18 protein-coding genes are annotated in these 25,483 nt (G+C 75.6%); 16 read left to right on the top strand and 2 right to left on the bottom strand.

Annotated elements, in window-relative coordinates:
- Window positions 1-147: 147 nt before the first annotated feature.
- The 5 genes from M0638_RS01265 (at window position 148) to M0638_RS01245 (ending at window position 5,858) form a co-directional block, all read left to right on the top strand.
- The gene (locus M0638_RS01265) at window positions 148-1,473 is read left to right on the top strand and encodes a toll/interleukin-1 receptor domain-containing protein (protein WP_248665137.1); all 1,326 of its coding nucleotides are present in this window, start codon (window positions 148-150) and stop codon (window positions 1,471-1,473) included.
- Window positions 1,470-1,985, top strand: a complete 516-nt coding sequence (locus M0638_RS01260; protein ID WP_248665136.1) for a hypothetical protein — start codon at window positions 1,470-1,472, stop codon at window positions 1,983-1,985. The genes M0638_RS01265 and M0638_RS01260 overlap by 4 nt, the downstream gene beginning before the upstream one ends.
- Window positions 1,986-2,154: 169 nt before the next feature.
- A complete protein-coding gene (locus tag M0638_RS01255; RefSeq protein ID WP_248665135.1) occupies window positions 2,155-2,508 on the top strand; it encodes a DUF3253 domain-containing protein in 354 nt (117 codons plus the stop codon).
- Window positions 2,509-2,649: 141 nt separating this feature from the next.
- Window positions 2,650-4,494 (top strand): ABC transporter ATP-binding protein/permease, encoded by a 1,845-nt coding sequence (locus M0638_RS01250; protein ID WP_248665134.1) that lies wholly within the window; start codon window positions 2,650-2,652, stop codon window positions 4,492-4,494.
- Window positions 4,495-4,946: 452 nt separating this feature from the next.
- Window positions 4,947-5,858: a TauD/TfdA family dioxygenase gene (locus M0638_RS01245; RefSeq protein WP_248665133.1), complete on the top strand. Its 912-nt coding sequence runs from the start codon at window positions 4,947-4,949 to the stop codon at window positions 5,856-5,858.
- A 25-nt stretch (window positions 5,859-5,883) separates the two neighbouring features.
- Here M0638_RS01245 and M0638_RS01240 read toward each other — a convergent pair whose 3' ends face one another.
- The gene (locus M0638_RS01240) at window positions 5,884-6,972 is read right to left on the bottom strand and encodes an ABC transporter substrate-binding protein (RefSeq protein WP_248665132.1); all 1,089 of its coding nucleotides are present in this window, start codon (window positions 6,970-6,972) and stop codon (window positions 5,884-5,886) included.
- 134 nt (window positions 6,973-7,106) lie between these two features.
- On the opposite strand from M0638_RS01240, the gene M0638_RS01235 reads away from it, so the two are divergent.
- The 10 genes from M0638_RS01235 (at window position 7,107) to M0638_RS01190 (ending at window position 21,908) form a co-directional block, all read left to right on the top strand.
- Window positions 7,107-8,825, top strand: a complete 1,719-nt coding sequence (locus M0638_RS01235; RefSeq protein ID WP_248665131.1) for a thiamine pyrophosphate-requiring protein — start codon at window positions 7,107-7,109, stop codon at window positions 8,823-8,825.
- A gap of 248 nt (window positions 8,826-9,073) precedes the next feature.
- Window positions 9,074-9,655 carry an ANTAR domain-containing response regulator gene (locus M0638_RS01230; protein WP_282571779.1) on the top strand — a complete coding sequence of 194 codons (582 nt, stop codon included), beginning with the start codon at window positions 9,074-9,076 and terminating at the stop codon, window positions 9,653-9,655.
- A gap of 201 nt (window positions 9,656-9,856) precedes the next feature.
- Entirely contained in the window at window positions 9,857-11,143 is a 1,287-nt protein-coding gene (locus tag M0638_RS01225; protein ID WP_248665129.1) for a CmpA/NrtA family ABC transporter substrate-binding protein, read from the top strand.
- A complete protein-coding gene (locus M0638_RS01220) occupies window positions 11,140-12,402 on the top strand; it encodes a CmpA/NrtA family ABC transporter substrate-binding protein (RefSeq protein WP_248665128.1) in 1,263 nt (420 codons plus the stop codon). The genes M0638_RS01225 and M0638_RS01220 overlap by 4 nt, the downstream gene beginning before the upstream one ends.
- Before the next feature lie 4 nt (window positions 12,403-12,406).
- Entirely contained in the window at window positions 12,407-13,273 is an 867-nt protein-coding gene (gene ntrB, locus M0638_RS01215) for a nitrate ABC transporter permease (protein WP_248665127.1), read from the top strand.
- A gap of 17 nt (window positions 13,274-13,290) precedes the next feature.
- Window positions 13,291-14,085 (top strand): ABC transporter ATP-binding protein, encoded by a 795-nt coding sequence (locus M0638_RS01210; RefSeq protein WP_248665126.1) that lies wholly within the window; start codon window positions 13,291-13,293, stop codon window positions 14,083-14,085.
- A gap of 15 nt (window positions 14,086-14,100) precedes the next feature.
- Entirely contained in the window at window positions 14,101-15,321 is a 1,221-nt protein-coding gene (locus tag M0638_RS01205; RefSeq protein ID WP_248665125.1) for an NAD(P)/FAD-dependent oxidoreductase, read from the top strand.
- Entirely contained in the window at window positions 15,321-17,054 is a 1,734-nt protein-coding gene (locus M0638_RS01200; RefSeq protein ID WP_248665124.1) for a NirA family protein, read from the top strand. The genes M0638_RS01205 and M0638_RS01200 overlap by 1 nt, the downstream gene beginning before the upstream one ends.
- Window positions 17,051-18,643, top strand: a complete 1,593-nt coding sequence (locus M0638_RS01195) for a sulfite reductase subunit alpha (protein ID WP_248665123.1) — start codon at window positions 17,051-17,053, stop codon at window positions 18,641-18,643. Before M0638_RS01200 ends, M0638_RS01195 begins: the two co-directional genes overlap by 4 nt.
- A 286-nt stretch (window positions 18,644-18,929) precedes the next feature.
- Window positions 18,930-21,908, top strand: coding sequence for a nitrate reductase (locus M0638_RS01190; protein WP_248665122.1), 2,979 nt, complete (start codon window positions 18,930-18,932; stop codon window positions 21,906-21,908).
- Between the two features lie 272 nt (window positions 21,909-22,180).
- Here M0638_RS01190 and M0638_RS01185 read toward each other — a convergent pair whose 3' ends face one another.
- Complete coding sequence (locus M0638_RS01185) at window positions 22,181-23,515, bottom strand: dihydroorotase (RefSeq protein WP_248665121.1); 1,335 nt, start codon at window positions 23,513-23,515, stop codon at window positions 22,181-22,183.
- Window positions 23,516-23,755: 240 nt separating this feature from the next.
- Between M0638_RS01185 and M0638_RS01180 the strand changes: the two genes are divergently transcribed.
- A partial coding sequence (locus tag M0638_RS01180; protein WP_408902670.1) for a hypothetical protein occupies window positions 23,756-25,483 on the top strand: 1,728 nt, incomplete at its 3' end.

The raw sequence follows: 25,483 nt of genomic DNA, 5'->3' as shown, positions 1-25,483 counted from the left end.
TCCTGCCGCCCACCGGGCGAGACGATGGCATGAAGAATGGCCGCCCGGTGGTGGCGCCATGCCGCAACAATCGGTATCATCCGGCACAGCCGGCCGCCCGCCGAGCCAGGATCCTGTCCTCCGGCCCGCACGAATCCCTCCCCCGGAATGGCGCACGACATCTTCATCAGCTACTCGCATCGCGACGAGGGCGCCGCCCACGCGCTCTACGACGCGCTGGTCGGCCGCGGCGTGCGCTGCTGGCTGGACAAGCGCGACATCCGCCCCGGCGAGCACTGGGACGACGCCATCGTCCGCGGCCTGCAGGGGGCGCAGGCGGTGGTGCTGGTCTTCTCGCGCCACGCCGACAGCTCCGTCCACGTCAGGAACGAGATCCGCAACGCGGTGGAGCGCCACAAGGCGATCCTGCCGGTACGCGTCGAGGACGCGGTGCCGACCGGCTCGCTGCAATTCCACCTCGGCGCGCTGCATTGGCTCGACCTCTTTCCCGGCCCGCTGGAGCAGCACCTGCCGGCGCTGATGCGCAGCCTGGGCGAGGTGCTGGACCGCACCGTGATGCTGCGGCCGGAGCCGGCGCGCGTCGTCCGGGCCCCGCCCCCGGGCGCGCCCGGCACACGGGGCCCGGCCCCGGCTGCCCACGCCGCCCCGGGCGAACCCCTGGCTGCCGCACCCCTGGCCGCCGCTCCCCTGGCCGCCACACCCATGGCCGCCACGCCCATGGGCGGCCCGGCGAGCCTCCTGGCGGGCGGCCATCCGGACGGCATGGCGGCCTTCGCGTCCAGGCCGCCTGCCGGGCCGGCCGCGGTCCTGCCGCTGGCCGCCGGCCTGCCGGCCGCGCGGCAGGCCGGCCGGCCCGGCCCGGCGCTCGCGCCCGCCACCCTGTCGCGCGGCTGGAGCTTCTGGCTCGCCGTCGCCCTCTACGTCCTGGCGGCCGCCGGCCTGACCGGCGCCTGGGTGCTCAACCGCGACCGGCTGCTCGGCATGCTGTCCTCCGCCTCGGCCACCGGCCTCGCCGCCCGGCCGCTGCCGGCCGGCCCCGCCCCCACACCAGGGCCGGGGACGGGGACGCCGGGGCCGGCCTCGCTCGCCGCGATCGAGCCTCCCGCCGCGCCTCCCGGTGCCGCCGCGGACGTCCCGCGTGCCGCCCCCGCGACCGCCTCCCCGCGAGACGCCGAGAGCGGGACGCCGCCCGCCGACTTCGCGGTGGTCAATGCCGGCCCGTCCGGGATGTACGAGCTGCAGATCTCGCCCGTCTGGCAGCGCGACTGGGGCCGCAACCTGCTCGGCATCCTGGAGATCCCGCCCGGCAGCCGGCTGGTCTGGCGCCGTCCGGCCGGCGGCGACTGCGCCTACGACCTGCGCGCCCGCTTCCGCGACGGCACCGTGATCGAGAACCGGCGGCAGGATCTCTGCGCCCTGTCGGAGCTGCGGATCGGCCCGGCCGGCACGATGCAGGCCGGTACGGCGCGATGAGCGGCGGCCGCCGGGCGGGGCGGCCGGCCCCGGACCGCCCCGCCCGGCGCCGTCGCCCGGCACCGTTCCTCGCCCTCGCCGCGTCCTGCTGCCTCGCCGCGAGCCCCGCCGCCGCGGCCAAGCCCGAGCCGCCGACGCCGGCCCTGCCCCTCAAGGGCCCGCCCCCTGCCGCTGCGCCCGCGCCGGGCCAGACCCAGGCCCAGGCCCCGCTCGGCGGCGGCAGCCGGTTCCGCCTGTACAACGACAGCACCCAGCCCATCGACGCGCTGCACCTTTCCACCGACATGGCGCGCGGCTGGAGCGAGAACCTGCTCGGCCAGCTCCGCCTGCCGCCGGGCGCCGTGGTCGCGGTGACGCCGGCCGAGCGCGACCACTGCACCTTCGACCTGCGGCTGGTCTACGCCGACCGTCGCGTCGAGGTGCGCCGCCGCGCCGATGTCTGCCAGCCGCCGCACGAGCTGCACCTCGACGGCAGCGGCGCCGAGCCCGCCGCCCCCGGCGGCCGCCGCTGAGCACGCGGCCCCGTGCCGCCGCCATCGCACCGCCAGGGCGCGCAGCCGGGGCGCGCCGCCAGGGCGCACGGCCCGGGTCCGGCCCCGCCGCGTTCCCCCGCATGACGCGGGCGACATCTCCGCGACGGGGCTGGTGCCATCTCCGGTCGCCACTATGGTGCCGCCGACCATGACGACACCCGATCCCGATGCCGATGCGCTCCCCGACCGGACCGACCCCGGGCCCGGACGGCCGGAGCCCGCGCGCGCCGGCACCCCGCGCCCGGCCTCTCCCCGGCCCCCGTCCCCCGGGGTGCTGCGGGACGAGATCCTGCGCCAGACCGCCGCGCGCGGCCCGCAGCACTCCATTTGCCCGAGCGAGGTGGCGCGCGCACTCGACCCCGATGGCTGGCGCAGCCTGCTCGGTCCGGTGCGCGCCGAGGCGGCGGCCCTGGCGCGCGAGGGCTGCATCGAGGTGCTGCGCAAGGGCAAGCCCGTCCAGCCCGAGGCGATGCGCGGGGTGCTGCGCCTGCGGGCGCGCTGAGGCCGCCGCTTCCCCGCCCGTCCCGCCAGGCGACCGCCGCCGCATGCCCTGACCCGCCGCCCGGGCCCCCTCGGCCCGGGCTCCCCCCCGGCCGCTCCCGCGGCCATCCTTCCCGACGCCAACCACGCCCGGAGCGCCACGATGCGCCGCATCGTTTCCTTCCTGCACGACGCCTGGGCGCTCGCGCGCCCCTACTGGACCTCCGAGGAACGCTGGCGCGCGCGCGGCATGCTGGCGCTGCTGGTGGTGCTGAACCTCAGCCTGGTCGGGCTCAACGTGCTGCTCACCTTCTGGCAGCGCGCCTTCTACAACGCGCTGGAGGCGCGCGACTGGGACGGCTTCCAGTCGCTGCTGCTCACCTGGCGCGTCAACGAGGAAGGCTTCCTGCCCGGCTTCTGCGGCATCGCCGCCGTGTTCATCCTGATCGCCGTCTACCAGCTCTACCTGCGCCAGGCGCTGCAGATACGCTGGCGCCGCTGGATGACCGTCGTCTACCTGGAGCGCTGGCTGGCGGACCGCGCCTACTACCGCCTCGCCCTGTCGGAGGGCGGCCGGGGGAGCCGGGGACAGGCGGAAGAGGGCACCGACAACCCCGACCAGCGCATCGCCGAGGATGTCCGCCTCTACGTGGACAACACGCTGGCGCTCGGCCTGGACCTGATGAGCACGGTGGTGACGCTGTTCAGCTTCGTCGCCGTGCTGTGGTCGCTCTCCGGGCCGCTCACCCTCTTCGGGCTCGACATCCCGGGCTACATGGTCTGGGTGGCGATGATCTACGCGGTGTTCGGCACCGTCGTGACGCACCTCATCGGCCGCCGGCTGATCGGGCTGAACTTCGACCGCCAGCGCGTCGAGGCGGATTTCCGCTTCGCGCTGATGCGCCTGCGCGAGAACGCCGAGGGCATCGCCCTCTACGGCGGCGAGCGGGACGAGCATCGCGGCCTCGCCGAGCGGTTCCGCGCGCTGATGGAGAATTTCTGGTCGATCATGGTCACCACCAAGCGGGTGACCTTCTTCACCGCCTCCTACAGCCAGGTGGCGATCATCTTCCCCTTCGTGGTGGCGGCGCCGGCCTTCTTCGCGGGCAAGGTGACGCTGGGCGGGCTGTTCCAGATCAGCTCCGCCTTCGGGCAGGTGCAGGGCTCGCTCTCCTGGTTCGTCACCTCCTACCGCGACCTCGCTGACTGGCGCGCGACGGTGCGGCGGCTGACCGGCTTCGACGCGGCGCTCGCCGCCGCCCGCGCCGCCGCGGCCGAAGGCCCGGCGCTGCGCGAGGGGCCGGCGCTCGGCGTGGAGGGCCTCGGCCTCGACCTGCCCGACGGGCGGCGGCTGCTGGCGGATGCCGCCCTCACCGTGCGCCCCGGCGAGTCGGTGGTGATCACCGGCGCCTCGGGCAGCGGCAAGTCGACGCTGCTGCGCGCCATCGCCGGCATCTGGCCCTTCGGCCGCGGCACGGTCACCCGGCCGCTGGCGCGCGCCGGCGAGGACCAGGCGGGCGAGGACCCGGCGGGCGGGGCGCCCGCGCAGCCGGTGGGGACGGCGACGGCCGGGGGCACGGCGCTGTTCCTGCCGCAGCGCCCCTACCTGCCGCTCGGCACGCTGCGCCGCGCCGTCTGCTACCCGGCCGACGCCGCCCGCTACACCGATGCCGAGATCGGCGCAGCGCTGGAGAAGGCGGGGCTCGGCGCGCTGCGCGACCGGCTCGACGAGGTCTCGGCCTGGGACCGGCGCCTCTCCGGCGGCGAGCAGCAGCGCGTGGCGCTGGCGCGGGCGCTGCTGCTGCGGCCCGACTGGCTGTTCCTCGACGAGGCGACGGCGAGCCTCGACCCGGCCGCCGAGCAGCACCTCTACCGCGTGCTGAAGCAGGAGCTGCCGGGCACCGCGCTGGTCTCGGTGGCGCACCGGCCGGCCGTCGCGGAATTCCACGACCGGCGGGTGCAGGTGAAGGATGGCGGGCTGGTCGAGGCGGCCGCGGCGCCGGCATAGGGCAGCCTCAAGCCGGGCGTACTCGCCCGGCGCCCCGGAGAATGCGCCGGATCACAGACCGGCGCCACGACCGCGGCCGCGGCCGGAGGGAGCGCGGTCACGCGCGACGTCCCGGCCGACAGGCGGAGCGGCTCCGCCTCGGTGACCGCCATCGACGCCAGCGTCAACCGGATCACCGACGGCGTGCGGCAGGTGGAGCGGCTCCTCGCCGGCACCGGCGAGGCGGCGCGCGGCTCGTGCGCGGAAGGCCCGGCGCTGAAGGCCCGGCGCGACGGCGGGAATGCCTGCCCGGACGGGGGGCGGCGCCCTGCGGCGGCACCTTGGGCCGGGACCATGGGTCGGGGCGGGATGGAAGGCAGGGCGGAGGCAGGCGGAGAGGCGCCGGCGCGGCAAGCCGGCGGCGCGACCGATCCCCGGCGCGCCGGGGCGGCGATTGGTTGTACCATGCCGTCATGTTCGCCCCCCGCCCACGCCTCACGCCGCAGATCGGCCCCCATGTCTGGCAGGCCGACACGCTCTCGCCGGCCGACTGGATGATCCCGGTCGGCCAGGAGGACGCGGCCGAGCTGGCCGCCACCGTCGCCGCCCTCGACGGCCACCGCCCCGCCGCGCGCGGGGAGGTGCCGCTGCCGCGCCTCGCCCCGACCCTCGCCGCCCTGGCCGAGCGGCTGGAGACCGGGCACGGCTTCGCCCTGCTGCGCGGCTTCCCCGTGGACCGGGCGCAGCCGGAGCACGCGGAGCTGGCGCTGCTGATCCTGGCGCTGCAGCTCGGCGCGGTGCTGCCGCAGGAAGGCGCGCCGGTCGGGCGGCTCGCCGCCGCCGGCGCGGACAGGGGTGGGAGCGGCGGCCGCTTCCATGCCGATCCGTGCGACGTGGTCGGGCTGCTCTGCCTGCGCCAGCCGCCGGCCGGCAGCTCCACCCTGGTGGCGGCGGGGGCCGCGCACAACGCGCTGATGCGGCTCGACCGCGCGGCGCTGGAGACCCTCTACCAGCCGCTGCCGCAGCGCCTTGGCGGGATGGTGATGCGGCGCGCCGTGTTCGGCGCCGCCGGCGGCGCCTTCGTCGGCCGCTACGAGCGCGACGCGATCGAGGACGCGGTCGCGGAGCACCCGCTCACCCCCGCGCAGCGCGCGGCACTCGACCGGCTCGACGCCGCCTGCGAGGAGCCGGCGCTGCCGCTGACGCTGGAGACGCGCGCCGGCGACGTGCTGTTCTACAACCCGCACCTCGTCTGGAAGCGGCAGGCGGCGGACGGGCCGGAGGCGGGCGCGGCGCTGCCGCGCGAGATGCTGCGGCTCTGCCTCGCCGCGCCGAGCCCGCGCCGGCTGCCGGTCGAGGCGCCGGAAGCACCGCCCGGCGCCTGACGGCGGAAAGGCCCGGCCCGCCGGGTCAGGGCTGCGGGTATCGCACCGCCCGCGCGCGGACGGCATCCGCGTCGAAGGCGTTCACCGCCGGGACGAACCGGTTGGTGTAGGCGGCGGCGAGGTCGGGATCCGCCGGCAGCCGCCCCGCCGCGCGCATCATGCCGGCCACGCGCTCCCACTGCGCCGGCCGGCTCTCGCCGAAGCGCGCCCCCGGCTCCAGCGCGTAGAGCACGAAGCGCGACATGAAGACGTGCTTCGCGTCCTGCAGCAGCTTCGCCTCGTCGCCGCCCTGCGGGCGCGACTGCGGGTAGGCCTGCCAGTGGATGCGGATCGCCGCCTCCGGGTTGGCCATGCCGAAGGTGACTCCCTCGGCGATGCCGCGGCACATCCCCACCACCAGATCGGGCCGCTTCTCCACCACCTCGTCGCGCGTCGCGACGCAGAGGCCGAACAGCTCGTCGTAGTAGCTCGGCCTGAATTCGGTGAACCTCATCCCCCGCACCTCGAGGCCCGCGACCGCCGTGTCCCAGGCGAGGTAGCCCGCCACGTCGCCGCGCCGCAGCGCCAGCAGCGCCGGCGCGCCCGTGCCGACCGCGACGCGGGTCACGTCCTTCTCCAGGTCGAGCCCGGCCTCGGCGAAGGCGCCCGTCGCGTAGGGGTCGGGGCCGAGCACCGGCACGCCGAGCGTCTTCCCCCGCAGCTGCGCGATCGCGGTGATGCCGGAATCGGCCGGCACGACGATTCGCGAGATGGGCTGGCGCGCGTGCAGGTAGACCGAGCGGATCGGAATGCCGCGCGCCCGCGCGGCCAGGATGTCCTCGCCGCTCAGCCCGACGAAGTCCACATGCCCCGCGCTGAGCAGCTGCACGCCCATGGTGGAGCCGGCGATGCCGAACACGTTCACGTCCAGCCCCTCGTTGCGCCAGTAGCCGAGGGTCGCGGGCAGCGAGGTGTGGCCGGCATGGCCGGTGGAGATGTCGGTGGTGGTCGGCCCGTAGCTGGTGCGCACCAGCGCCTGCGCCGAGACGCGGCCGCCCGCGAGCAGGGCGGGCGCGGCCAGGGGCGGAACGAGAGCGGCCGCCGGCAGGGCGGCGAAGCGGCGCCGGGAAATCATGTCTGCATCCCCCTTCCCGCGCGCTCCGGTCACGCGGCCTGACTCGTGGCGGAGCAGCAATCGCCGTGCCAGCGGCGCGGGGCGATGGCGCGGGAATTGCGTGGTGCCCGCCACCGGATCGCGGAACGGGAGGGATGGCGGTGGAGCGGATCGAGGGCGGCGCGGAGACGGTGGCGGAAGCTTGGCTGCTGCTGCTGAAGGCGCGCGGCGTGGACTACCTGTTCGGCAATGCCGGCACCGACTTCCCCTCGGTGATCGAGGCGCTGGCGCGCGGCCGCGCCACCGGCGCCGCCATGCCGCGGCCGATCCTGGCGCCGCACGAGAACGCCGCCGTCTGCATGGCGCACGGCTACGCCATGGTCACCGGCCGCGCGCAGGCGGCGATGGTGCATGTCAACGTCGGCACCGCGAACGCGCTGGCCGGGCTGATGAACGCCTCGCGCGAGCAGGTGCCGCTGCTGCTGGCGGCCGGCCGCACGCCGATCCTGGAGGAGGGCGCGCCCGGGGCGCGCTCGCTCTCGATCCACTGGGCGCAGGAGATGTTCGACCAGGCCGGCATCGTGCGCGAGATGGTGCGCTGGGACTACGAGCTGCGCGAGCCGCGCCAGCTCGCGACGGTGGTGGACCGCGCCCTGGCGATCGCCCACAGCACGCCGCCCGGCCCGGTCTACCTGTCGCTGCCGCGCGAGGTGCTGGCGCGCCCGCCCGAGGGTTTCGCCGGCGCCGTGCCGGCGCGGATCGCCCCGGCCAGCCCGCCGGCGCCCGACCCAGCGGCGATCGCGCGCGCCGCCGCCCTGCTCGCCGCGGCGCGCTGCCCGGTCGTCATCACCAGCCGGCTCGGCTGCGACACGGGCGCGGTGGCGGCGCTGGCCGAATTCGCGGAACGGCACGCCGTGCCGGTGGTGGACCATAAGCCGCGCTACATGAACCTGCCGGACGACCATCCGCTGCACGGGGGCGTCGAGCCGGGGCCGTGGCTGGACGAGGCCGACTGCCTGCTGGTGCTCGACAGCGACGTGCCCTGGCTGCCCGGCGGCGAGCGCCCGCGCGAGGGCACGCCGGTGATCCAGGTCGGGCTCGACCCGCTGCACGCACGCTACCCGATCCGCGGCTTCCCCTCCGACCCCACCATCCTGGCCGCCCCCGGCGCGGCGCTGCGCGCGCTGGACGCGGCGCTCGCGGCCGACCCGGCCGCCCTCGCCGCCGCCGGGGCGCGTCGCGCGGCGATGCTGGCGCGCTGCGCCGCGCTGCGCGCGGCGGCCGAGGAACGCGTCGCGGCGGCGCGCGACGCGGGCGCCCGGATGGGCCGCGCCTGGGTCAGCCGCTGCATCGCCGAGGCGGCGGGCGACGAGGCCGTGCTGGTCAACGAGTACCCGCTGAGCCGCGAGGGCGCGCGCCGCGTCCTGCCGGGAAGCTACTTCGGCGCCAGCTCGGTGAGCGGCCTCGGCTGGGGGCTGCCGGCGGCGCTCGGCGCGCAGCTCGCCCTGCCGGGGCGGACCGTGGTCGCGACGCTGGGCGACGGTGCCTACCTCTTCGCCAACCCGCTCGCCTGCCACCAGATCGCCGCCGCCTACGGCCTGCCCGTGCTGACGGTGGTGTTCAACAACGGTGCCTGGGGCGCGGTGGAGGGGGCGACGCGCGCCATGTACCCGCAGGGCCACGCGGTGCGCGACAACGCCATGCCGCTGGTCGCGCTGGAGCCGGCGCCCGATTACGAGGCCGTGGTGCGCGCCTGCGGCGGCCATGGCGAGCGGGTGGAGACGGCCGAGGCGCTGCCGGCGGCGCTGCGGCGGGCGCTGCGGGTGGTGCGCGAGGAAGGGCGCCAGGCGCTGCTGAACGTGCTCTGCACCTGAGGCGCCGGGGAGCCGGGCCCTTTCCGGATCCCTTTCGCCCGGCGGAGGCAGCCAGGGCCTTCCCCGCCGGGACCCCGGGGCGGCAACCTCGCCGGCCCCTCGCCGCCCCCTGGCATATGGCTTGCTGCCACGCGGCAAACCGTCCCGTGGCCGCCCCGCGCCCCGATCCGCCGCCCGCTTCCCGCGCAACGGCTGCCCGGCGAAGCGGCGCGCTGCCGACAGGATGATCGGACCGGGGATCTGAGCCACTGCGTGTCCTGCTGATCGACGGCGATGCCGGGCGCGCCGCCGCCGTGAAGGCGGGCCTGGAGGCGAGCGGCTGCACCGTGGCGCTCGTCGCCTCGGATGCCGCCGACCTGACCGCCCGCGTGCGCGAGATCGACGCCGAGGTGGTCGTGTGCGACCTCGACGATCCCTCGCGCGACGCGCTGGAGAGCATGCGCGCCCTGCATCGCGACGCGCCGCGCCCGGTGGTGGTGTTCGCCGCGCGCGGCGAGCCGGACCAGATCGAGGCGGCGCTGGAGGCCGGCGTCGCCGCCTACGTGGTGGAGGGGCTGGCGCCGGCGCGGGTGCGGCCGGTGATCGAGGTGGCGATCCGCCGCTTCCGCGCCCATCAGGCGATGCGCGACGAGTTGGCCCGTGCCCGCGCCACCCTGGCCGACCGCACCGTGGTCGAGCGCGCCAAGGGCGTGCTGATGCGCCGCCGCCGGCTGAGCGAGGCGGAGGCGCACCGTGCCCTGCAACGCATGGCGATGGATCGCGGCAAGCGGCTGAGCGACATGGCCGAGATGCTTCTGCACGAAGAAGAGGCAGGAAAGGCACGTTCCTAAGCAAAATACGCGCAAAAGACGCTGAGAAGCCTTTATTTAGGGCGAATTCGACGTTGACGCGGGTGGGCCGCTTTTGATTTAAGCACCGCCGCCGGAGCGCAATGGCGCGCAGCGGCGACGCGAGCCTCCCTCTCAGTCCGGCGGTCCAATGGCGGTCCGCTTCGGGAATCCCGCAGGGGAATTCCCGGGAGTGCGCCGCGCGTGTCCGGACCCTTCCCTTCCCCCGCCGCCCCCGCGATCCTCGATCCGGATCCCGGCCTGCGCATCGGCTTCATCCCGCTGACCGACGCGGCACCGCTGCTCGTCGCCGAGGCGCTCGGCCTGTTCCGCGCGCACGGGGCCAAGGTCACCCTCGCGGCCGAGCATTCCTGGGCCACGCTGCGCGACAAGCTGGCCTTCGGGGCGCTGGACGGGGCGCACCTCCTCTATCCGATGCCGATCGCCATGGCGCTCGGCCTGGGCGGCGTCCGCGCCGGCCTCGCCGTCGTGGCCGGGCTCGGCATCAACGGCAACACCCTCACCCTCTCGCCCGGGCTCGCCGCCGAGGTGCTGGACTCCGGCCTGCCCGCCGCCGTCGGCTTCGCCCGCGCGGTGCGCCGCCGCGCGCGCGAGGGGCTGCCGCCGCTGCGCCTCGCCGTGGTGTTCGCCTACTCCTCGCACCATTACCTGGTGCGCTACTGGCTGGCCTCCGCCGGGCTCGACCCGGACCGCGACGTGGAACTCACCGTGGTGCCGCCGCCGCTGATGCCGCGCCGGCTCGCCGAGGGCGCGATCGACGGCTTCTGCGCCGGCGAGCCCTGGGGCAGCCAGGCGGTGCTGCTCGGTGCCGGGCGGATCACGCTGACCAGCGGCGAGATCTGGCCCAACCATCCCGAGAAGGTGCTGGCCGTCACCGCCGCCACGGCGCGCGCGGCGCGCCCGGCCGTGGTCGGCGCCACCGCCGCCGTGATCGAGGCGGCGCGCTGGCTCGACGATCCCGCCAACACCGCCGCCGCCGCCGCGCTGCTGCGCGAGCGCGCCTTCCCCGATCTGCCGGAGGATGCCGTCGCCTGCGCGCTCACCGGCCGAATCCCGCTGGCCGACGGGGTGCGCCGGCTCGCCTACCCGCTCCGCTTCCGCCCCGCCACCCTGCCGCAGCGCGCGCACGCCGCCTGGTATCTCGGCCGCATGCGCCGCTGGGGGCACGTGCCCGAGGGCGCGGACGAGGCCGTGGCGCTCGCCGCCTGGAACGGCGCGGCAGCCACGCCCGCCGCGACGCCGCCTTCCTCCAGCCGGGCCGCCTCCATCTGGCCCTCCTCCATCTGGCCCTCTTCCATCTGGCCCTCTTCCATCTGGAACGAGGCCGCCGCGCTGATCGGCGAGCCCGTGCCCGGCGCCACGCCGGTGCCCGTCACCCCGCCCCCCCTCGTTCCCGTCCCTTCCCTGCCCGCCCTTTCCCTGCCCGCCCTTTCCCTGCCCGCCCTTTCCCTGCCGGAGACCGACCGATGAGCCTCACCCGCCGCCAGGCGATCACCCGCACCGCGGCACTGCTCGCCGCCGCCCGCGCCGCCCTGCCGCACGGCGCGCCGGCGCAGTCCACGGCGCCCGAGGTGCGCGGCGCCAAGCTCGGCTACATCGCGCTGACCGACGCGGCGCCGCTGATCATCGCCAAGGAGAAGGGCTTCTTCGCCAAGCACGGCCTGCCCGAGGTGGAGGTGCTGAAGCAGGCGAGCTGGGGCGCCACGCGCGACAACATCGTGCTCGGCTCGGGCTCGGGCGGCATCGACGGCGCGCACATCCTCTCGCCGCTGCCCTACCTGATCCACACCGGCCGCGTGGTGCAGAACGGCCAGGGCGTGCCGATGGCGATCCTGGCGCGGCTCAACACCAACGGCCAGGCGATCTCGGTCGCGAAGTCGCACATGCCGCGCGGCGCGAAGCTGGACGCGGCGCCGCTCAAGGGCGTGGTGAACCAGAACAGCAAGTTCGCCATGACCTTCCGCGGCGGCACGCACGACCTGTGGATCCGCTACTGGCTCGCGGCGGCCGGCATCAACCCCGACACCGACGTGCAGACCATCGTGGTGCCGCCGCCGCAGATGGTGGCGAACATGAAGGTCGGCACCATGGACGCCTTCTGCGTCGGCGAGCCCTGGGGCGACCAGCTCGTCAACCAGCAGCTCGGCTACTCCGCCTGCATCACCGGCGAGATCTGGCATGACCATCCGGAGAAGGCGCTCGGCATGCGCGCCGACTGGGTGAAGGCGAACCCGAAGGCCGCCGAGGCGCTGACCGCCGCCGTGATCGAGGCGCAGCGCTGGTGCGACGCCGACGCCAACAAGCAGGAGATGTGCACGATCATCGGCAAGCGCGCCTGGTTCAACGTGCCCGTCGCCGACATCCTCAACCGCTCGCGCGGCAACATCGACTTCGGCGACGGCCGCAAGGTGGAGAATTCGCCGCTGCTGATGAAGTTCTTCCGCGACCACGCCTCCTATCCCTTCCGCAGCCACGACCTGTGGTTCCTGACCGAGGACATACGCTGGGGCGTGCTGCCGGAGAACACGGACACGCGGGCGCTGGTCGCGCAGGTGAACCGCGAGGAGATCTGGCGCGCCGCCGCCGAGCGCGCCGGCGTGCCGGCCGCCGAGACGCCCAACGGCACCAGCCGCGGCACCGAGACCTTCTTCGACGGCAAGACCTTCGACCCCGCCAACCCCGCCGCCTACCTCGCCTCGCAGCCCATCAAGAAGCTGGCCGGAGCCTGATCCGATGACCGCCATCGAGCGCAAGCCCGTCGCCGTGGCCCCGGCCACGACCTCATCCCCCGGCCCTTCGATGATGCCGAAGGCGAACCGGCTGAAGCCGTTCCTCGACGCGGTGGTGCCGCCCGCCGTGGTGGTGCTGCTGCTCCTGGTGGTGTGGCAGATCGCCTTCTCCGGGCCGAACGCCACCCTGCCGCCGCCCTCCAAGGTGTGGGCGGACAGCTCGGAGCTGATCCTCAACCCGTTCTTCGACAATGGCGGCCTCGACAAGGGGCTCGGCCTGCACCTGTTCGCCTCGCTGCAGCGCGTGGCGCTCGGCTTCCTGCTCGCCGCCGTCGCCGGCATCGCGCTCGGCCTGCTGATCGGCACCTCCGAGCTCGCCATGCGCGGCCTGGACCCGGTGTTCCAGGTGCTGCGCACCGTGCCGCCGCTCGCCTGGCTGCCGATCAGCCTCGCCGCCTTCCGCGACGCGCAGCCCTCGGCGATCTTCGTGATCTTCATCACCTCGATCTGGCCGATCATCATCAACACCGCCGTCGGCGTGCGCAACGTGCCGCAGGACTACCGCAACGTGGCGCGCGTCATCCGCCTGCGCGGTCCGAAGTACTTCCTGAAGATCGTGCTGCCCGCCGCCGCCCCCTACATCTTCACCGGCCTGCGCATCGGCGTCGGCCTCTCCTGGCTCGCCATCGTCGCGGCCGAGATGCTGATCGGCGGCGTCGGCATCGGCTTCTTCATCTGGGACGCCTGGAACAGCTCCAACCTCTCCGACATCGTCGTGGCGCTGGTCTATGTCGGCGTCGTCGGCTTCGTCCTCGACCGCCTCGTGGCCTTCGTCGGCCGCCTCGCCACCCGCGGCACCGCCACCGCCTGACCGGGAGAACCAGAGCCATGTCCGCCTTCCTCGAGATCTCCCGCCTCGGCATCGCCTTCAACCGCGCCGCCCCGCCCGTGCTGCGCGAGGTCGACCTCAAGATCGACAAGGGCGAGTACATCGCCGTGATCGGCCATTCCGGCTGCGGCAAGTCCACCATGCTCAACGTGGTGGCCGGGCTGCTGCCGGCGACGGTCGGCGGCGTGGTGCTGGACGGCGCCGAGGTGCGCGAGCCCGGCCCGGACCGCGCCGTGGTGTTCCAGAACCACTCGCTGCTGCCCTGGCTGACCTGCTACGAGAACATCCGCCTCGCGGTGGACCAGGTGTTCGGCCGCGCCATGTCGAAGGCCGAGCGCCACGACTGGACGATGAAGAACCTGGAGCGCGTGCACATGACGCACGCCAGGGACCGGCGCCCGGGCGAGGTCTCGGGCGGCATGAAGCAGCGCATCGGCATCGGCCGCGCGCTCGCCATGAAGCCCAAGGTGCTGCTGCTCGACGAGCCCTTCGGCGCGCTCGACGCCCTCACCCGCGCCCACCTGCAGGACGAGGTGATGCAGATCCACGCCGAGCTCGGCACCACCGTGATGATGATCACCCACGACGTGGACGAGGCGGTGCTGCTCTCGGACCGCATCGTGATGCTCACCAACGGCCCCAACGCCACGGTGGGCGAGGTGCTGACGGTGCCGCTGCCGCGCCCGCGCGACCGGCTGGCGCTGGCCACCGACCCGCGCTTCCTGGAGGCGCGGCAGGCGGTGCTGAGCTTCCTGCACGAGCGCCACAAGAACCCGGCGCTCAAGGCCGCCTGAGCGGAACCTGCCGCCATGCATGTCCTCGTCATCGGCGCGGGGCCCTCGGGCACGCGCTGCGCGGAGCGGATCGCCGGGCACGGCGGCGCCCGCGTCACCCTGGTCGGCGCCGAGCCGGCGCTGCCCTACGACCGGGTCTCGCTCTCGAAGCTGCTGCTCGGCGCCGCGCCCGGCGCGCTGGTGACGCACGACATGCCGGCGCTGGAGCGGCTCGGCATACGCTACCTCAGCGGCACGGCGATCGCCTCGATCGACCGTGCCGCCAGGGCCGCCTTCACCGCCGCGGGCGAGCGCCTCGCCTACGACCGGCTGGTGCTCGCCACCGGCAGCCAGGCGGTGCGGCTGCCGCTGCCCGGCGCGCACCTGCACGGCGTGGTGCCGTACCGCGACCTCGCCGATATCGGCGTGATGCGCCGCGCCTGCCGGCTTGGCGGCCCGGCGGTGGTGATCGGCGGCGGGCTGCTCGGGCTGGAGGTGGCGGTGGCGCTGGCCGGGCTCGGCATGGAGGTCACCGTGCTGCACGCCGTCGGCTGGCCGATGGAGCGGCAGCTCGACCGCGAGGCCGGGCTGCTGCTGACGCGCTATCTCGAATCGCGCGGCGTGCGCTTCGTGATGCCGGCGAAGACCGCCGCCGTCCTCGGCGACGGCGCGGCCGAGGCGGTGCTGCTGGGCGACGGCACCAAGCTGCCGGCGCGCCTCGTCGTGATGTCGGTGGGCGTGCGGCCCGAGGTGTCGCTGGCGCGCGCCGCCGGGCTGCCGGTCAACCGCGGCATCCTGGTGGACGACGCGATGCGCACCGAGGACCCGGCCGTCTACGCCGTGGGCGAGTGCGCCGAGCACCGCGGCGCGGTGTGCGGCCTCGTCGCCCCCGCCTTCGCGCAGGCGGAGGCGGCGGCGGCCGCCATCCGCGGCGAGGCGGCCGCCTACGTGCCGCGCACCGACGCGGCGGCGCTGAAGGTCTCCGGCGTCTCCGTCTGGTCGGCCGGCGAGATCGCCGCCACCGACGCCGAGAGCATCGTGCGCCGAGACGAAGGCCTCGGCCACTACCGCCGGCTGCTGCTGCGCGACGGCCGGCTGGTCGGCGCCGTGCTCTACGGCGACACGGCCGATGCCGGCCTCTACTTCGACCTGATCATCTCCGGCCGCCCCGTCTCGGCGTTCCGCGGCGCGCTCGCGCTCGGCGGCGCCTTCCTGCCCGGGAACGGCATGGCCGACGACCTCAAGGATGCCGCGTGATGGATGGCGACGCGTTCAGCCCCGAGCAGCAGGAATACCTCAAGGGCTTCATGGCCGGCGTCGAGGCGCGCCGCGGCCTGCTGCCCGCCGCCGCCTCCCCCGCCGCCGGTGGCGCCCCGCCCGACGCGCAGCGCGCGGCGCAGGACGCGGTGCTGGCGCGCGGCGGCCGGCTGACGGCCGAGGAGAAGGCCAAGCGCGAGCGCCACCCGCTCGACCGCTGGGACGAGGTGGTGGCCCGCGCCGCGCTGAACAAGTTCCCGACCGGCGTGGACAACCTGCTCACCCGCTGGCACGGGCTGTTCTTCGTCGGGCCCGCGCAGGACGCCTTCATGTGCCGGCTGCGCATCCCGGGCGGCATCCTCAGCAGCCACCAGATGCGCGGCATCGCCGCGATCTCGGAGGAATGCGCCGACGGCAACGCGGACGCCACCACGCGCTGCAACCTGCAGATCCGCCACATCCCCGCGAACCGCGGCCCGGAGCTGATCGAGCGCCTCGGCGAGATCGGCATCCTGCCCAGGGGCACGGGCGCCGACAACATCCGCAACATCACCGCCTCGGCCACCGCCGGCATCGACCCGGCCGAGATCGTCGACACGCGCCCGATCGTGCGCGCGCTGCACTTCCACATCCTGCACAGCCGCGACCTCTACGGCCTGCCGCGCAAGTTCAACATCGCCCTCGACGGCGGCGGCCGCATCCCCGTGCTGGAGGACACCAACGACATCGCCCTCACCGCCGTGCGGGTCGACGGCGCGCCGATGTTCCGCCTCGGTCTCGGCGGCATCACCGGCCACCGGGACTTCGCGCGCGACACCGGCGTGGTGGTGCCGCCCGGCGACGTGGTGAAGGTCTGCGACGCCATCCTGCGCGTCTTCCTGGAGCACGGCGACCGCACCGACCGTCGCCGCGCGCGGCTGAAATACGTGCTCGACGCCTGGGGCTTCCCGCGCTTCCTGGAGGCGGTGGAGGCGAAGCTCGGCGCCCCGCTGCGCCGCGCCGCGACCGCCGAGCCCGCGCCGCCGCAGGGCAGGCACGCGCATCTCGGCGTGCACGACCAGCGCCAGGCCGGGTTGCAGTATCTCGGCGTGCTGCTGCCGGTCGGGCGGATGACGGCCGAGCAGATGCGCGGCCTCGCCGGCATCGCCGACCGCCTCGGCTCCGGCACGCTGCGCCTCACCGTCTGGCAGAACCTGCTGATCTCCGACATCCCGCGCGAGCGCATGGACGAGGCGAAGCAGGCGGTGGCCGCGCTCGGCCTCGGCTGGGAGGCGAGCCACGTGCGCGGCGGGCTGATCGCCTGCACGGGTGCGGCCGGCTGCAAGTTCGCGGCGGCCCACACCAAGCAGCACGCGGCGGCGCTGGCCGACTTCCTGGAGCCGCGCATCGCGCTCGACGCCCCGGTGAACATCCACCTCACCGGCTGCCACCATTCCTGCGCGCAGCACTTCATCGCCGATATCGGCCTGATCGGCGCGAAGGTCGAACGCGGCGAGGAGATGGTCGAGGGCTACGACCTGCATCTCGGCGGCGGCGCCGGCGAGGAACGCGCCATCGCCCGGCTGATCCGGCCGAAGGTCGCGCAGGACGAGCTCAACGGCATCGTGCTGAACCTGCTGCGCGCCTGGCGGGCCGGCCGCGCCGCCGGCGAGAGCTTCCAGTCCTTCACCGCGCGCCATTCCGACGAGGCGCTGAACGCCATGGCCGACGACGCCATCGAGGTGGCCGCATGAACGCGATCGTTCCCTCCGGCGCTCCCGCCAAGCCCCCGGTCATCCCGATGATCCCGGAGAGCGCCCCCTTCTCGCCGGCGCAGCGCGCCTGGCTGAACGGCTTCCTCGCCGGGCTGTACGGCGAGGCGCAGGCCGGCGCCGCCGGCATGTCCACTGCCACCGCCCTGGCCGCGCCCGAGGAGGAGGAATTCCCCTGGCACGACCCGGCGGTCGAGCTGCCCGAGCGACTCAAGCTCGCCGAGGGCCGGCCGATGTCGCGCCGCCTGATGGCCTGCATGGCGCAGCTCGACTGCGGCCAGTGCGGCTATCTCTGCCAGAGCTACGCGGAGGCGATCGCGGAGGGCAGGGAGACCTCCCTCTCCCTCTGCGTCCCCGGCGCCAAGGCGACCAGCAAGGCGCTCAAGGCGCTGGTGGCGGAGGCCCCCGCCGCGAAGCCCGCCGCCGCCCCCGCCACGAAGCCCGCGCGTCCGCTCGGCGAGCCGGTCTCGCTGCTCTCGGCGGCGCGCCTGACCGCCGCGGCCTCCGCCAAGGACGTGCGCCACGTCGTGATCGACCTCACGGCCAGCGGCCTGCGCTACGAGCCCGGCGACAGCATCGGCGTGCAGGCGGACAACGACCCCGCCCTCGCCGCCGCCTGCCTTGCGGCGCTCGGCGCCACCGGCGACGAATCCGTGCCCGGCATCGAACCCGGCACCGTGCCCCTGCGCGCCGCCTTCCTGTCCGAGCGCGACATCGCCCGGCCGCTGGACCGCACGCTGGACCTGCTCGCCGGCACCGCGAAGGACCCGGCCGAGGCGAAGGCCCTGCGCGCCCTCGCCGACGGCGACGACGGCGCCGAGCCCGATGCCGCGGACCTGCTCGACCTGCTGGAAGCCTTCCCCTCCGCCCGCCCGCCGCTCGACCAGCTCGTCGCCTCGCTGCCGGTGCTCAAGCCGCGCCTCTACTCCATCGCCTCCTCGCCGCTCGCCGTGCCGGGCCGGGTCGAGCTGTGCATGTCCGTGGTGCGGGCCGAGCGGCGCGGCCGCGTGCGGGACGGCGTCGCCTCCTGCCATCTCGGCCACCGCTGCGACGCCGGGACGCCGCTGCGCGCCTACATCCAGGGCAGCCATTTCCGCCTGCCGGCCAACCCGGAGGCACCCGTCATCATGTGCGGCCCGGGCACCGGCATCGCCCCCTTCCGCGCCTTCCTCCAGCACCGCGCCGCCCTGGGGCTCAAGGGGGGCCTCAGGGGACGCACCTGGCTGTTCTTCGGCGACCAGCGCGAGGCCGCCGACTTCCTGTTCCGCGACGAGCTGGAGGCGTGGCAGGCGGACGGCACCCTCGCCCGCCTCTCCCTCGCCTGGTCGCGCGACGGCGCGCGCAAGGTCTACGTGCAGGACCGCATGCGCGAGTCGGGCGCCGAGCTGTGGCGCTGGTTCCAGGACGGCGCGCACTTCTACGTCTGCGGCGACGCCAGCCGCATGGCGAAGGACGTGGACGCGGCGCTGCGCGAGATCGCGATGCGGGAGGGACAGCTTTCCGCCGACCAGGCGCGGGACTGGCTCGGCGCGCTCGGGCGGCAGGGGCGGTACCAGCGGGACGTGTACTAGAGCATTTTCAAGCTGAGCGTCCTCGCTCAGCGGCTCGGAAAATGCGGAAAATCAAAAGGTTAGAACCGTTCCGGCCTGATACAGTCAGGCTGGATCGGCTCTAGAGCGGATCGCCGGAGGGCGGCTGCGCCCGGCCGCGCCGGCGGAGATCCAGGAAACCGAGCTTCCCGGCGGGAGAGTGCGGAGAGGGAAGCCCCCTCCCTGCCGGGGTCCGGGGGCGGCGCCCCGCCCCCGCGCGGCACAACTCCTGCTTGCCGATGCCCAACCCGAAGGAGAGTCCGCCAAGATGGACGGATCGCAGCCCGTTGCCGCCGCCACCCGCACCACCTGCCCCTATTGCGGCGTCGGCTGCGGCGTCCTGGCGCGCCCGGCCAACGGCGCGGATTTCCGCGACGGCACGCTGATCGCGGGCGACCCGGCGCACCCGGCCAATGGCGGCCGGCTCTGCTCGAAGGGCACGGCGCTGGGCGAGACGGTGGGGCTGGAGGGCCGGCTGCTGCACCCCGAGGTACGCGGCCGCCGCGCCTCCTGGGCCGCGGCGCTCGACGCCGTGGCCGAGGGCTTCCGCCGCGCGCGGGCGGAACGCGGCCCGGAGGGCGTGGCGCTCTACGTCTCGGGCCAGCTCCTCACCGAGGACTACTACGCGGCCAACAAGTTCGCGAAGGGCTTCCTCGGCACCGCCAACATCGACAGCAATTCCCGCCTCTGCATGGCCAGCGCCGTGGCCGGCCACCGCCGCGCCTTCGGCGAGGACATCGTGCCCGGCATCTACGAGGACCTGGAGCAGGCCGACCTCGTCGTGCTGGTGGGCAGCAACCTCGCCTGGTGCCACCCGGTGGTGTTCCAGCGCCTGGTGGCGGCGAAGGCGGCGCGGCCGGGGATGCGCGTGGTGGTGATCGACCCGCGCCGCACCGCCACCTGCGAGGGCGCCGACCTGCACCTGCCGCTGCGCCCCGGCAGCGACGTGGCGCTGTTCAACGCCCTGCTCCTGCACCTGCACGATTCCGGCCGCGCCGACCCGGCCTGGGTCGCCGCCAACACCACCGGGCTCGACGCCGCCCTCGCCGCCGCCCGCGCGGACGCCGCCGGCGCGGCGCCGACCGGGCTCGACCCCGCCGACCTCGCCACCTTCCTCGACTGGTTCGCCGCCACCCCGCGCACCGTGACGCTGTGGAGCCAGGGCACCAACCAGTCCTCGGCCGGCGCCGACAAGGTCAACGCGATCATCAACTGCCATTTGCTGACCGGCCGCATCGGCCGCCCCGGCATGGGCCCGTTCAGCATCACCGGCCAGCCCAACGCGATGGGCGGGCGCGAGGTGGGGGCGCTCGCCAACATGCTCGCCGGCCATCTGGAATGGGACCGGCCGGACGAGGCGGCGCTGCTGCGCGGCTACTGGGGCGCGCCCAACCTCGCCACGACGCCGGGCATGAAGGCGGTGGAGATGTTCCGCGCCCTCGCCGCCGGGAAGCTCGGCGCGCTCTGGGTGATGGCCACCAACCCCGCCGTCTCGCTGCCCGAGGCCGAGGGCGTGCGCGAGGCCCTCGCCCGCGCGCCCTTCCTCGTCGTCTCCGACTGCACCCGCGAATCCGACACGGCCGACCTCGCCCATGTCCGCCTCCCCGCCCTCGCCTGGGGCGAGAAGAGCGGCACGGTGACCAACAGCGAACGCGTCATCAGCCGCCAGCGCGGCTTCCTGCCCTGGCCGGGCGACGCCCGCCCCGACTGGTGGATCGTGGCGCAGGTGGCGCGCCGCCTCGGCTGGGGCGAGGCCTTCGCCTGGACCGGCCCGGCCGACCTGTTCCGCGAGCACGCCGCGCTGACCGGCCTCGGCCGCGCGGCCGGCCCCCATGGCGGCGGCGCGGCGCACCGCCTGTTCGACATCTCCGGCCTCGCCGCCCTCTCGGATGCCGGCTACGACGCCATGCCGCCCACGCGCTGGCCCTGCCCGGCCGGCACCGGCGGCGGCCTCGCCGGCGACCCGCTCGCCGGCACCGTGGCCGAGGTCGCACCGGCCGCGCGCGCCGTGCCCGCCGGCCCGGTGCTGCCCGCCGCCACCGGCACCTCGCTCGACGGGGTGGTGGCCGTCTCGGTGCTCGCCGCCCCGGCGGCTTCCGCGACTGCCCCCCGGGCCGTTCCGCTGGCCGTTCCCCTGGCCACCACCCCTGGCGGCCGTCGCGCCCCCACGCCGCGCTCCGCCGCCGCCGCCGCGCCCACGGCCCCCTTCGGCGCGCCCGCGGCACCCGGCGGCGGCCGCCTGCTCGCCCAGGGCCCGGCGCGCTTCGTGCCGACCCCCTTCCGTGCCCCCCGCAACGCCACCTCGGCCGAATACCCGCTCGCCCTGCTCACCGGCCGCGTGCGCGACCAGTGGCACACCATGACCCGCACCGGCCTCGCGCCACGCCTCATGGCCCACATCCCCGAGCCCTTCCTGGCCATCCACCCGGAGGGCGCCGCCGCCATCCCCGGCGGCCTCGCCGAGGGCAGCCTCGCCCGCCTCGCCAGCCGCTTCGGCGAGGGCGTGCTGCGCGTGCGACTCGATCCCGGCCAGGGGCGCGGCTCGGTCTTCGTGCCGATGCACTGGACCGACCGCTTCGCCCCGCGCGGCCGCGTCAACCCGGCCGTCAACGCCGAGGTCGATCCGGTCAGCGGCCAGCCGGAGCTGAAGCACACCCCGGTGCGGGTCGAGCCCTGGCGGGCGCGCTGGCACGGCTTCCTGCTCGCCCGCACCAGGCTCGGCACCGACCTCGCCGACTGGACCGCCGCCCTGCCCGTGGCGGCGCCGCCCTCGGCCGATTGCGTCTGGCGGCACGAGCTGGCGGGCGAGGACGCGCCGGAAGCCGCCTTCGAACGCCTGCGCGCTCCCCTCGCCGTGCCCGGATCGTGCTGGCTGACGCTGGAGGATCCGGCCGGCGGCCTGTTCCGCGCCGTGCTGCTGCGCGAAGCGCGGCTGGAGGCGGTGCTGTTCCTCGGCACGGAGCCCGCCCTGCCGCCGCGCGAATGGCTGGCCGGCCTGTTCGCCGCGGCCGCGATCGACGGCCCCACCCGCGCCGCGCTGCTGGCCGGCCGGCTGGCCGACGGGCCGCCGCCCTCGCCGCTGGTCTGCGTCTGCAACGGCGTCTCCGTCGCCGCCATCGAGGCGGCCTGCGCGAAGGGGGCGCGCAGCGTGGACGCGGTGGGCGCCGCGACCCGCGCCGGGACGAGCTGCGGCTCCTGCCGGCCGGAGATCAGCCGCATGCTGGCGGCGATGGCGGTGCCCGCCTGAAGCCCGGGTGAGGGCGAGGCCTTCCCCGGCCGGCACCCATCCGCCGGGGAGGGGTTCGGGCACCCGCCGGGAAGAAGGCTACGCCCCCATGGCCCGACCTCCGCGGCTACGGCGAACCGCAGTCCGGTCGGGACTGCGGTTCGCCGTAGCGCGTTGTTCTCGGCGCGGATTCACGCCTCCGGGCGTAGCCGCCCTCCGGCGATCCGCTCTAGGGCCCGGCCGGACCGGCGGATTCCGGGTCCGGCGGGGCGCGGACGCCCCGCCCGGGACGCTCAGCCGCCCCGCGCCTCCAGGAACCGCACCGGCGCCCCGCGCGGCGTCCCCAGCACCTCGTCGTCGCGCATCGCGACGTGGCCGCGCACCACCGTCATCACCGGCCACCCCGTGCAGACCTGCCCGGCGAAGGGCGTCCAGCCGCAGGGCGAGACGATCCAGCGATCCTCGATCATGCGCTGCCTGCGCAGGTCCACCACCGTGAAGTCCGCGTCGTAGCCGGCCGCCAGCCGTCCCTTGCCGACCGCCCCGTACACGCGCGCCGGCCCGGCGCTCATCAGGTCCACGAGGCGGGCGAGGGAAAGCCGGCCCGAGGTGACGTGGTCCAGCATCAGCGGCACCAGCGTCTGCACGCCGGTCAGCCCGGCCGAGCACTCGGGCCAGGGCTTCTCCTTGTTGGCGCGGCTGTGCGGCGCGTGGTCGGAGCCGATGCAGTCCACCGTGCCGTCCGCCACGGCCGCCCAGGCGGCATCGACGTGGCGCTGGTCGCGGATCGGCGGGTTCATCACCGCGTAGCCGCCGAGCCGGTCGTAGGCCTCCGGCCCCACCTGGCAGAGATGGTTGACCAGCACCTCGCAGGTCGCGACGTCGCGGAAGTCCTTCAGGTACTCCAGCTCCTCGGCGGTGGAGGTATGCAGGATGTGGGCCGGCCGGCCGGTCCTGCGCGCCAGCGCCATCAGCCGCCGCGTGCCGAGGAAGGCGCACTCCACGTCGCGCCACTCCATGTGCGTGCGGTAGGGCATGCCGCCGTGGAACAGCTTCCGCCGCTCCTGGAGGCGGTACTCGTCCTCCGAGTGGTAGGCGATGCGGCGGCGGCCGGCGCGCATCACCGCCTCCAGGCTGGCATCGTCCTCCACCAGCAGGTCGCCCGTGGAGGAGCCCGCGAACACCTTCACCGCGCAGACGTTGGGCTGCAGCTCCAGCATCGCCAGCTCGGGGATGTTCGACTTGGTGGCGCCGACGTAGAGGCCGACGTCGCACCAGGCGCGCCCCTCCAGCCCCGCCCGCTTCTCGTCCAGCCGCTCCAGATCCACCGTGGAGCGCGCGGTGTTGGGCATGTCGAACACCGCCGTCAGCCCGCCGAGCAGCGCCGCCTTCGTGCCGTCCGGGATGGTCTCCACCGCCGGGTCCCCGGGGTCGCGCAGATGCACGTGCGGGTCGATCAGGCCGGGCAGGACGTGCAGCCCCGCGCAGTGCAGCACCTCGGCCGCCGCCGCGTGCCGCAGGTCGCCGATCGCCGCGATGCGGCCCGCGCGCACGCCGACATCCGCCGCTTCGATGCCCCAGGGAAGGACGCACTCGCCGCCCCGCAGCACGAGGTCATAGGTCGCCATGCCAGCCGCTTCTCCGCGCCGTTGCCGAGGGCGCGATGCATCGCACGGATCGCGCCACCCGGCGCGCGAATTCCGTATCGCGCTCCCCGCCCGCCGGCGGGGCACTGTAATTTCAATTTCGCAACATAATTCGAGCTTACATTCTCTTGTTGCGCATGAAACCGAAAGCGCGAAGCATTAGGATCTCGTATACGCCGACCGAAAAAATATAATTGCGCATATAATGCCGGAGTACGGCGCATGGACGGATCCTTCGACCTTCCTCCCGCCCAGCCTCCCGGCGGACCCACCGCCGGCCCGAACGGGGGACGCCTGCGCGACGCGCTGCTGGACGTCACGACGCGGCTGCGGCCCGGCTGGAGCATCGTCGAGGACTGCGCCTTCGGCCCGCCGCCGACGCGCGTCGCCTTCGCCCTGCTGCATCCCAACCACGGCATCGCCCTGATCGACATCGCGCCGCAGTCCACGCCGGACGCGGCCGAACGGCTGCGGCGCGCGCTCGACCGGGCGGACTTCGCCGCGCGCTTCGGCGGGCTGCCGCCGATCGCCTACCACGGGATCGAGGCGGACCGGCTCGCCACGCTGCACGAGGCGATCGAGCGCGACCTCGCCGCCGCCACCGAGCCGACGCCGCCGCAGGCCCGCGCCTGGTCCGCCGCGGCGCGCTACGTGCTGACGCCGCTGCCGCCGCCCCCGCCCGTGCTCCTCGACGAGGCATGGGCCGCGACCCCGCCGCCACGGCGCGGCCTGCGACTGCTCGTCGGCGCCTGCGGCCTCGCCGTGGCCGCGCTCGGCGCGCTGGCGCTGCTGCGCCCCGCCGCGCCGACCATGGCGGAGCGCCCCGCCTACCCCGCCCCGTCGGCGGGCGCCGCGCCGCGGCCCGCCACGGCCCGGCCAGCGACGGCCTCCCGCCCGACGGCACCTGCCCCGACCGACCGGCGTCTCGCCTCGCTCGGCGCGCCGGCGGCGGTCGACCCGATGCCGACCGGCCGGCCATCGCCGCAACCCGCGGGCAGTCCCCCAGCCAGCCCCTCGGTCGGCCCCTTGGCCAGCCCCTTGGCCAGTCTGGCGCCGGCGACGCCCGACGCACCACCGGCATCGGATGCCCTCGACGCGGCCGTCGCCCTGCTGCTGGGCCTGCCGGCCCCCGCCGGCCGCCGGGTCGCGGCCGCCGAGGGCGCGGCGGCGACCGGGCTGCCGGCCGATCCGCCCATGGCCGCCACGCCGGCCCCGCCCGACGCCGAACCGGCACCGCAGCCTTCCCCCACCGCCTCGGCTGCCGATTCCCCGGCGCCCGCCTCCCGGGCCGCCGCCGCGCCCGGGGACGATCCCGGCAACGGGCCCGGCGACGGGCCCGGCAACCGGCCCGGCGACGCCGCCCCGGACACGCCACCCGATACGTCGCCGGGCGCCACGGCCGGTGCGCCCGCGGAGCCGCCCGCCGCGATCCCGGCCGCGCCCGCCCCGGCCGCCGGGGCGCCTCAGCCGCCGTCCGCCGGCGACCGCGCCGACGGCCACGCCGAGCCCTCCCCGCCCCCTGCGGCCGCCGCGCCGCCCCACCCCGCCGTCACGGCGGAAACCCCGCCCGCGCCTCCGTCCGACGGCCCGGCCCGGCCGCCCGCGCCCGCCGAGGCCGCGTCGGACGGGATTCCGCCCTCCCCGCCGCCCACCGCCTCGGCCGGGCCGGCGGATCCCGCGCCGGCGACCGCCGCGACGCCGCCGTTGCCCGCGCCCCCGATGGTGACCCTGCCCGCCGACATCCCGGCCACCGCGCCGCAGGCCAGCAAGCCGCCCGCCCGGAACGCCAATGCCGGCGCCGCCCCCGGCGGGAGCACCGGCGGCGCGGCCAGCCCCGCAGCCAGCGCCGGGACCAGCGCCGGAAGCCTGGCGCCGCTGATCCGGCGCGGCGACGCGGCGCTGGCGCTCGGCGACGTGTCGGCGGCGCGGCTGCTCTACCGCCGCGCCGCC

The sequence above is a fragment of the Roseomonas acroporae genome (assembly GCF_023223525.1).
GTDB classification, from domain to species: Bacteria; Pseudomonadota; Alphaproteobacteria; order Acetobacterales; family Acetobacteraceae; genus Roseomonas_E; species Roseomonas_E acroporae.
Note: the sequence above shows the minus strand (reverse complement) of the source record. Positions and strands in the feature narration are given on the sequence as shown.

What these genes read in the sequence shown, in the direction of transcription:
- M0638_RS01265 (WP_248665137.1), top strand. Translation starts at nt 148, where the DNA reads ATGGCGCACGACATCTTCATCAGCTACTCGCATCGCGACGAGGGCGCC.
- M0638_RS01260 (WP_248665136.1), top strand. Translation starts at nt 1,470, where the DNA reads ATGAGCGGCGGCCGCCGGGCGGGGCGGCCGGCCCCGGACCGCCCCGCC.
- M0638_RS01255 (WP_248665135.1), top strand. Translation starts at nt 2,155, where the DNA reads ATGACGACACCCGATCCCGATGCCGATGCGCTCCCCGACCGGACCGAC.
- M0638_RS01250 (WP_248665134.1), top strand. Translation starts at nt 2,650, where the DNA reads ATGCGCCGCATCGTTTCCTTCCTGCACGACGCCTGGGCGCTCGCGCGC.
- M0638_RS01245 (WP_248665133.1), top strand. Translation starts at nt 4,947, where the DNA reads ATGTTCGCCCCCCGCCCACGCCTCACGCCGCAGATCGGCCCCCATGTC.
- M0638_RS01240 (WP_248665132.1), bottom strand. Translation starts at nt 6,972, where the DNA reads ATGATTTCCCGGCGCCGCTTCGCCGCCCTGCCGGCGGCCGCTCTCGTT.
- M0638_RS01235 (WP_248665131.1), top strand. Translation starts at nt 7,107, where the DNA reads ATGGCGGTGGAGCGGATCGAGGGCGGCGCGGAGACGGTGGCGGAAGCT.
- M0638_RS01220 (WP_248665128.1), top strand. Translation starts at nt 11,140, where the DNA reads ATGAGCCTCACCCGCCGCCAGGCGATCACCCGCACCGCGGCACTGCTC.
- ntrB (WP_248665127.1), top strand. Translation starts at nt 12,407, where the DNA reads ATGACCGCCATCGAGCGCAAGCCCGTCGCCGTGGCCCCGGCCACGACC.
- M0638_RS01210 (WP_248665126.1), top strand. Translation starts at nt 13,291, where the DNA reads ATGTCCGCCTTCCTCGAGATCTCCCGCCTCGGCATCGCCTTCAACCGC.
- M0638_RS01205 (WP_248665125.1), top strand. Translation starts at nt 14,101, where the DNA reads ATGCATGTCCTCGTCATCGGCGCGGGGCCCTCGGGCACGCGCTGCGCG.
- M0638_RS01200 (WP_248665124.1), top strand. Translation starts at nt 15,321, where the DNA reads ATGGATGGCGACGCGTTCAGCCCCGAGCAGCAGGAATACCTCAAGGGC.
- M0638_RS01195 (WP_248665123.1), top strand. Translation starts at nt 17,051, where the DNA reads ATGAACGCGATCGTTCCCTCCGGCGCTCCCGCCAAGCCCCCGGTCATC.
- M0638_RS01190 (WP_248665122.1), top strand. Translation starts at nt 18,930, where the DNA reads ATGGACGGATCGCAGCCCGTTGCCGCCGCCACCCGCACCACCTGCCCC.
- M0638_RS01185 (WP_248665121.1), bottom strand. Translation starts at nt 23,515, where the DNA reads ATGGCGACCTATGACCTCGTGCTGCGGGGCGGCGAGTGCGTCCTTCCC.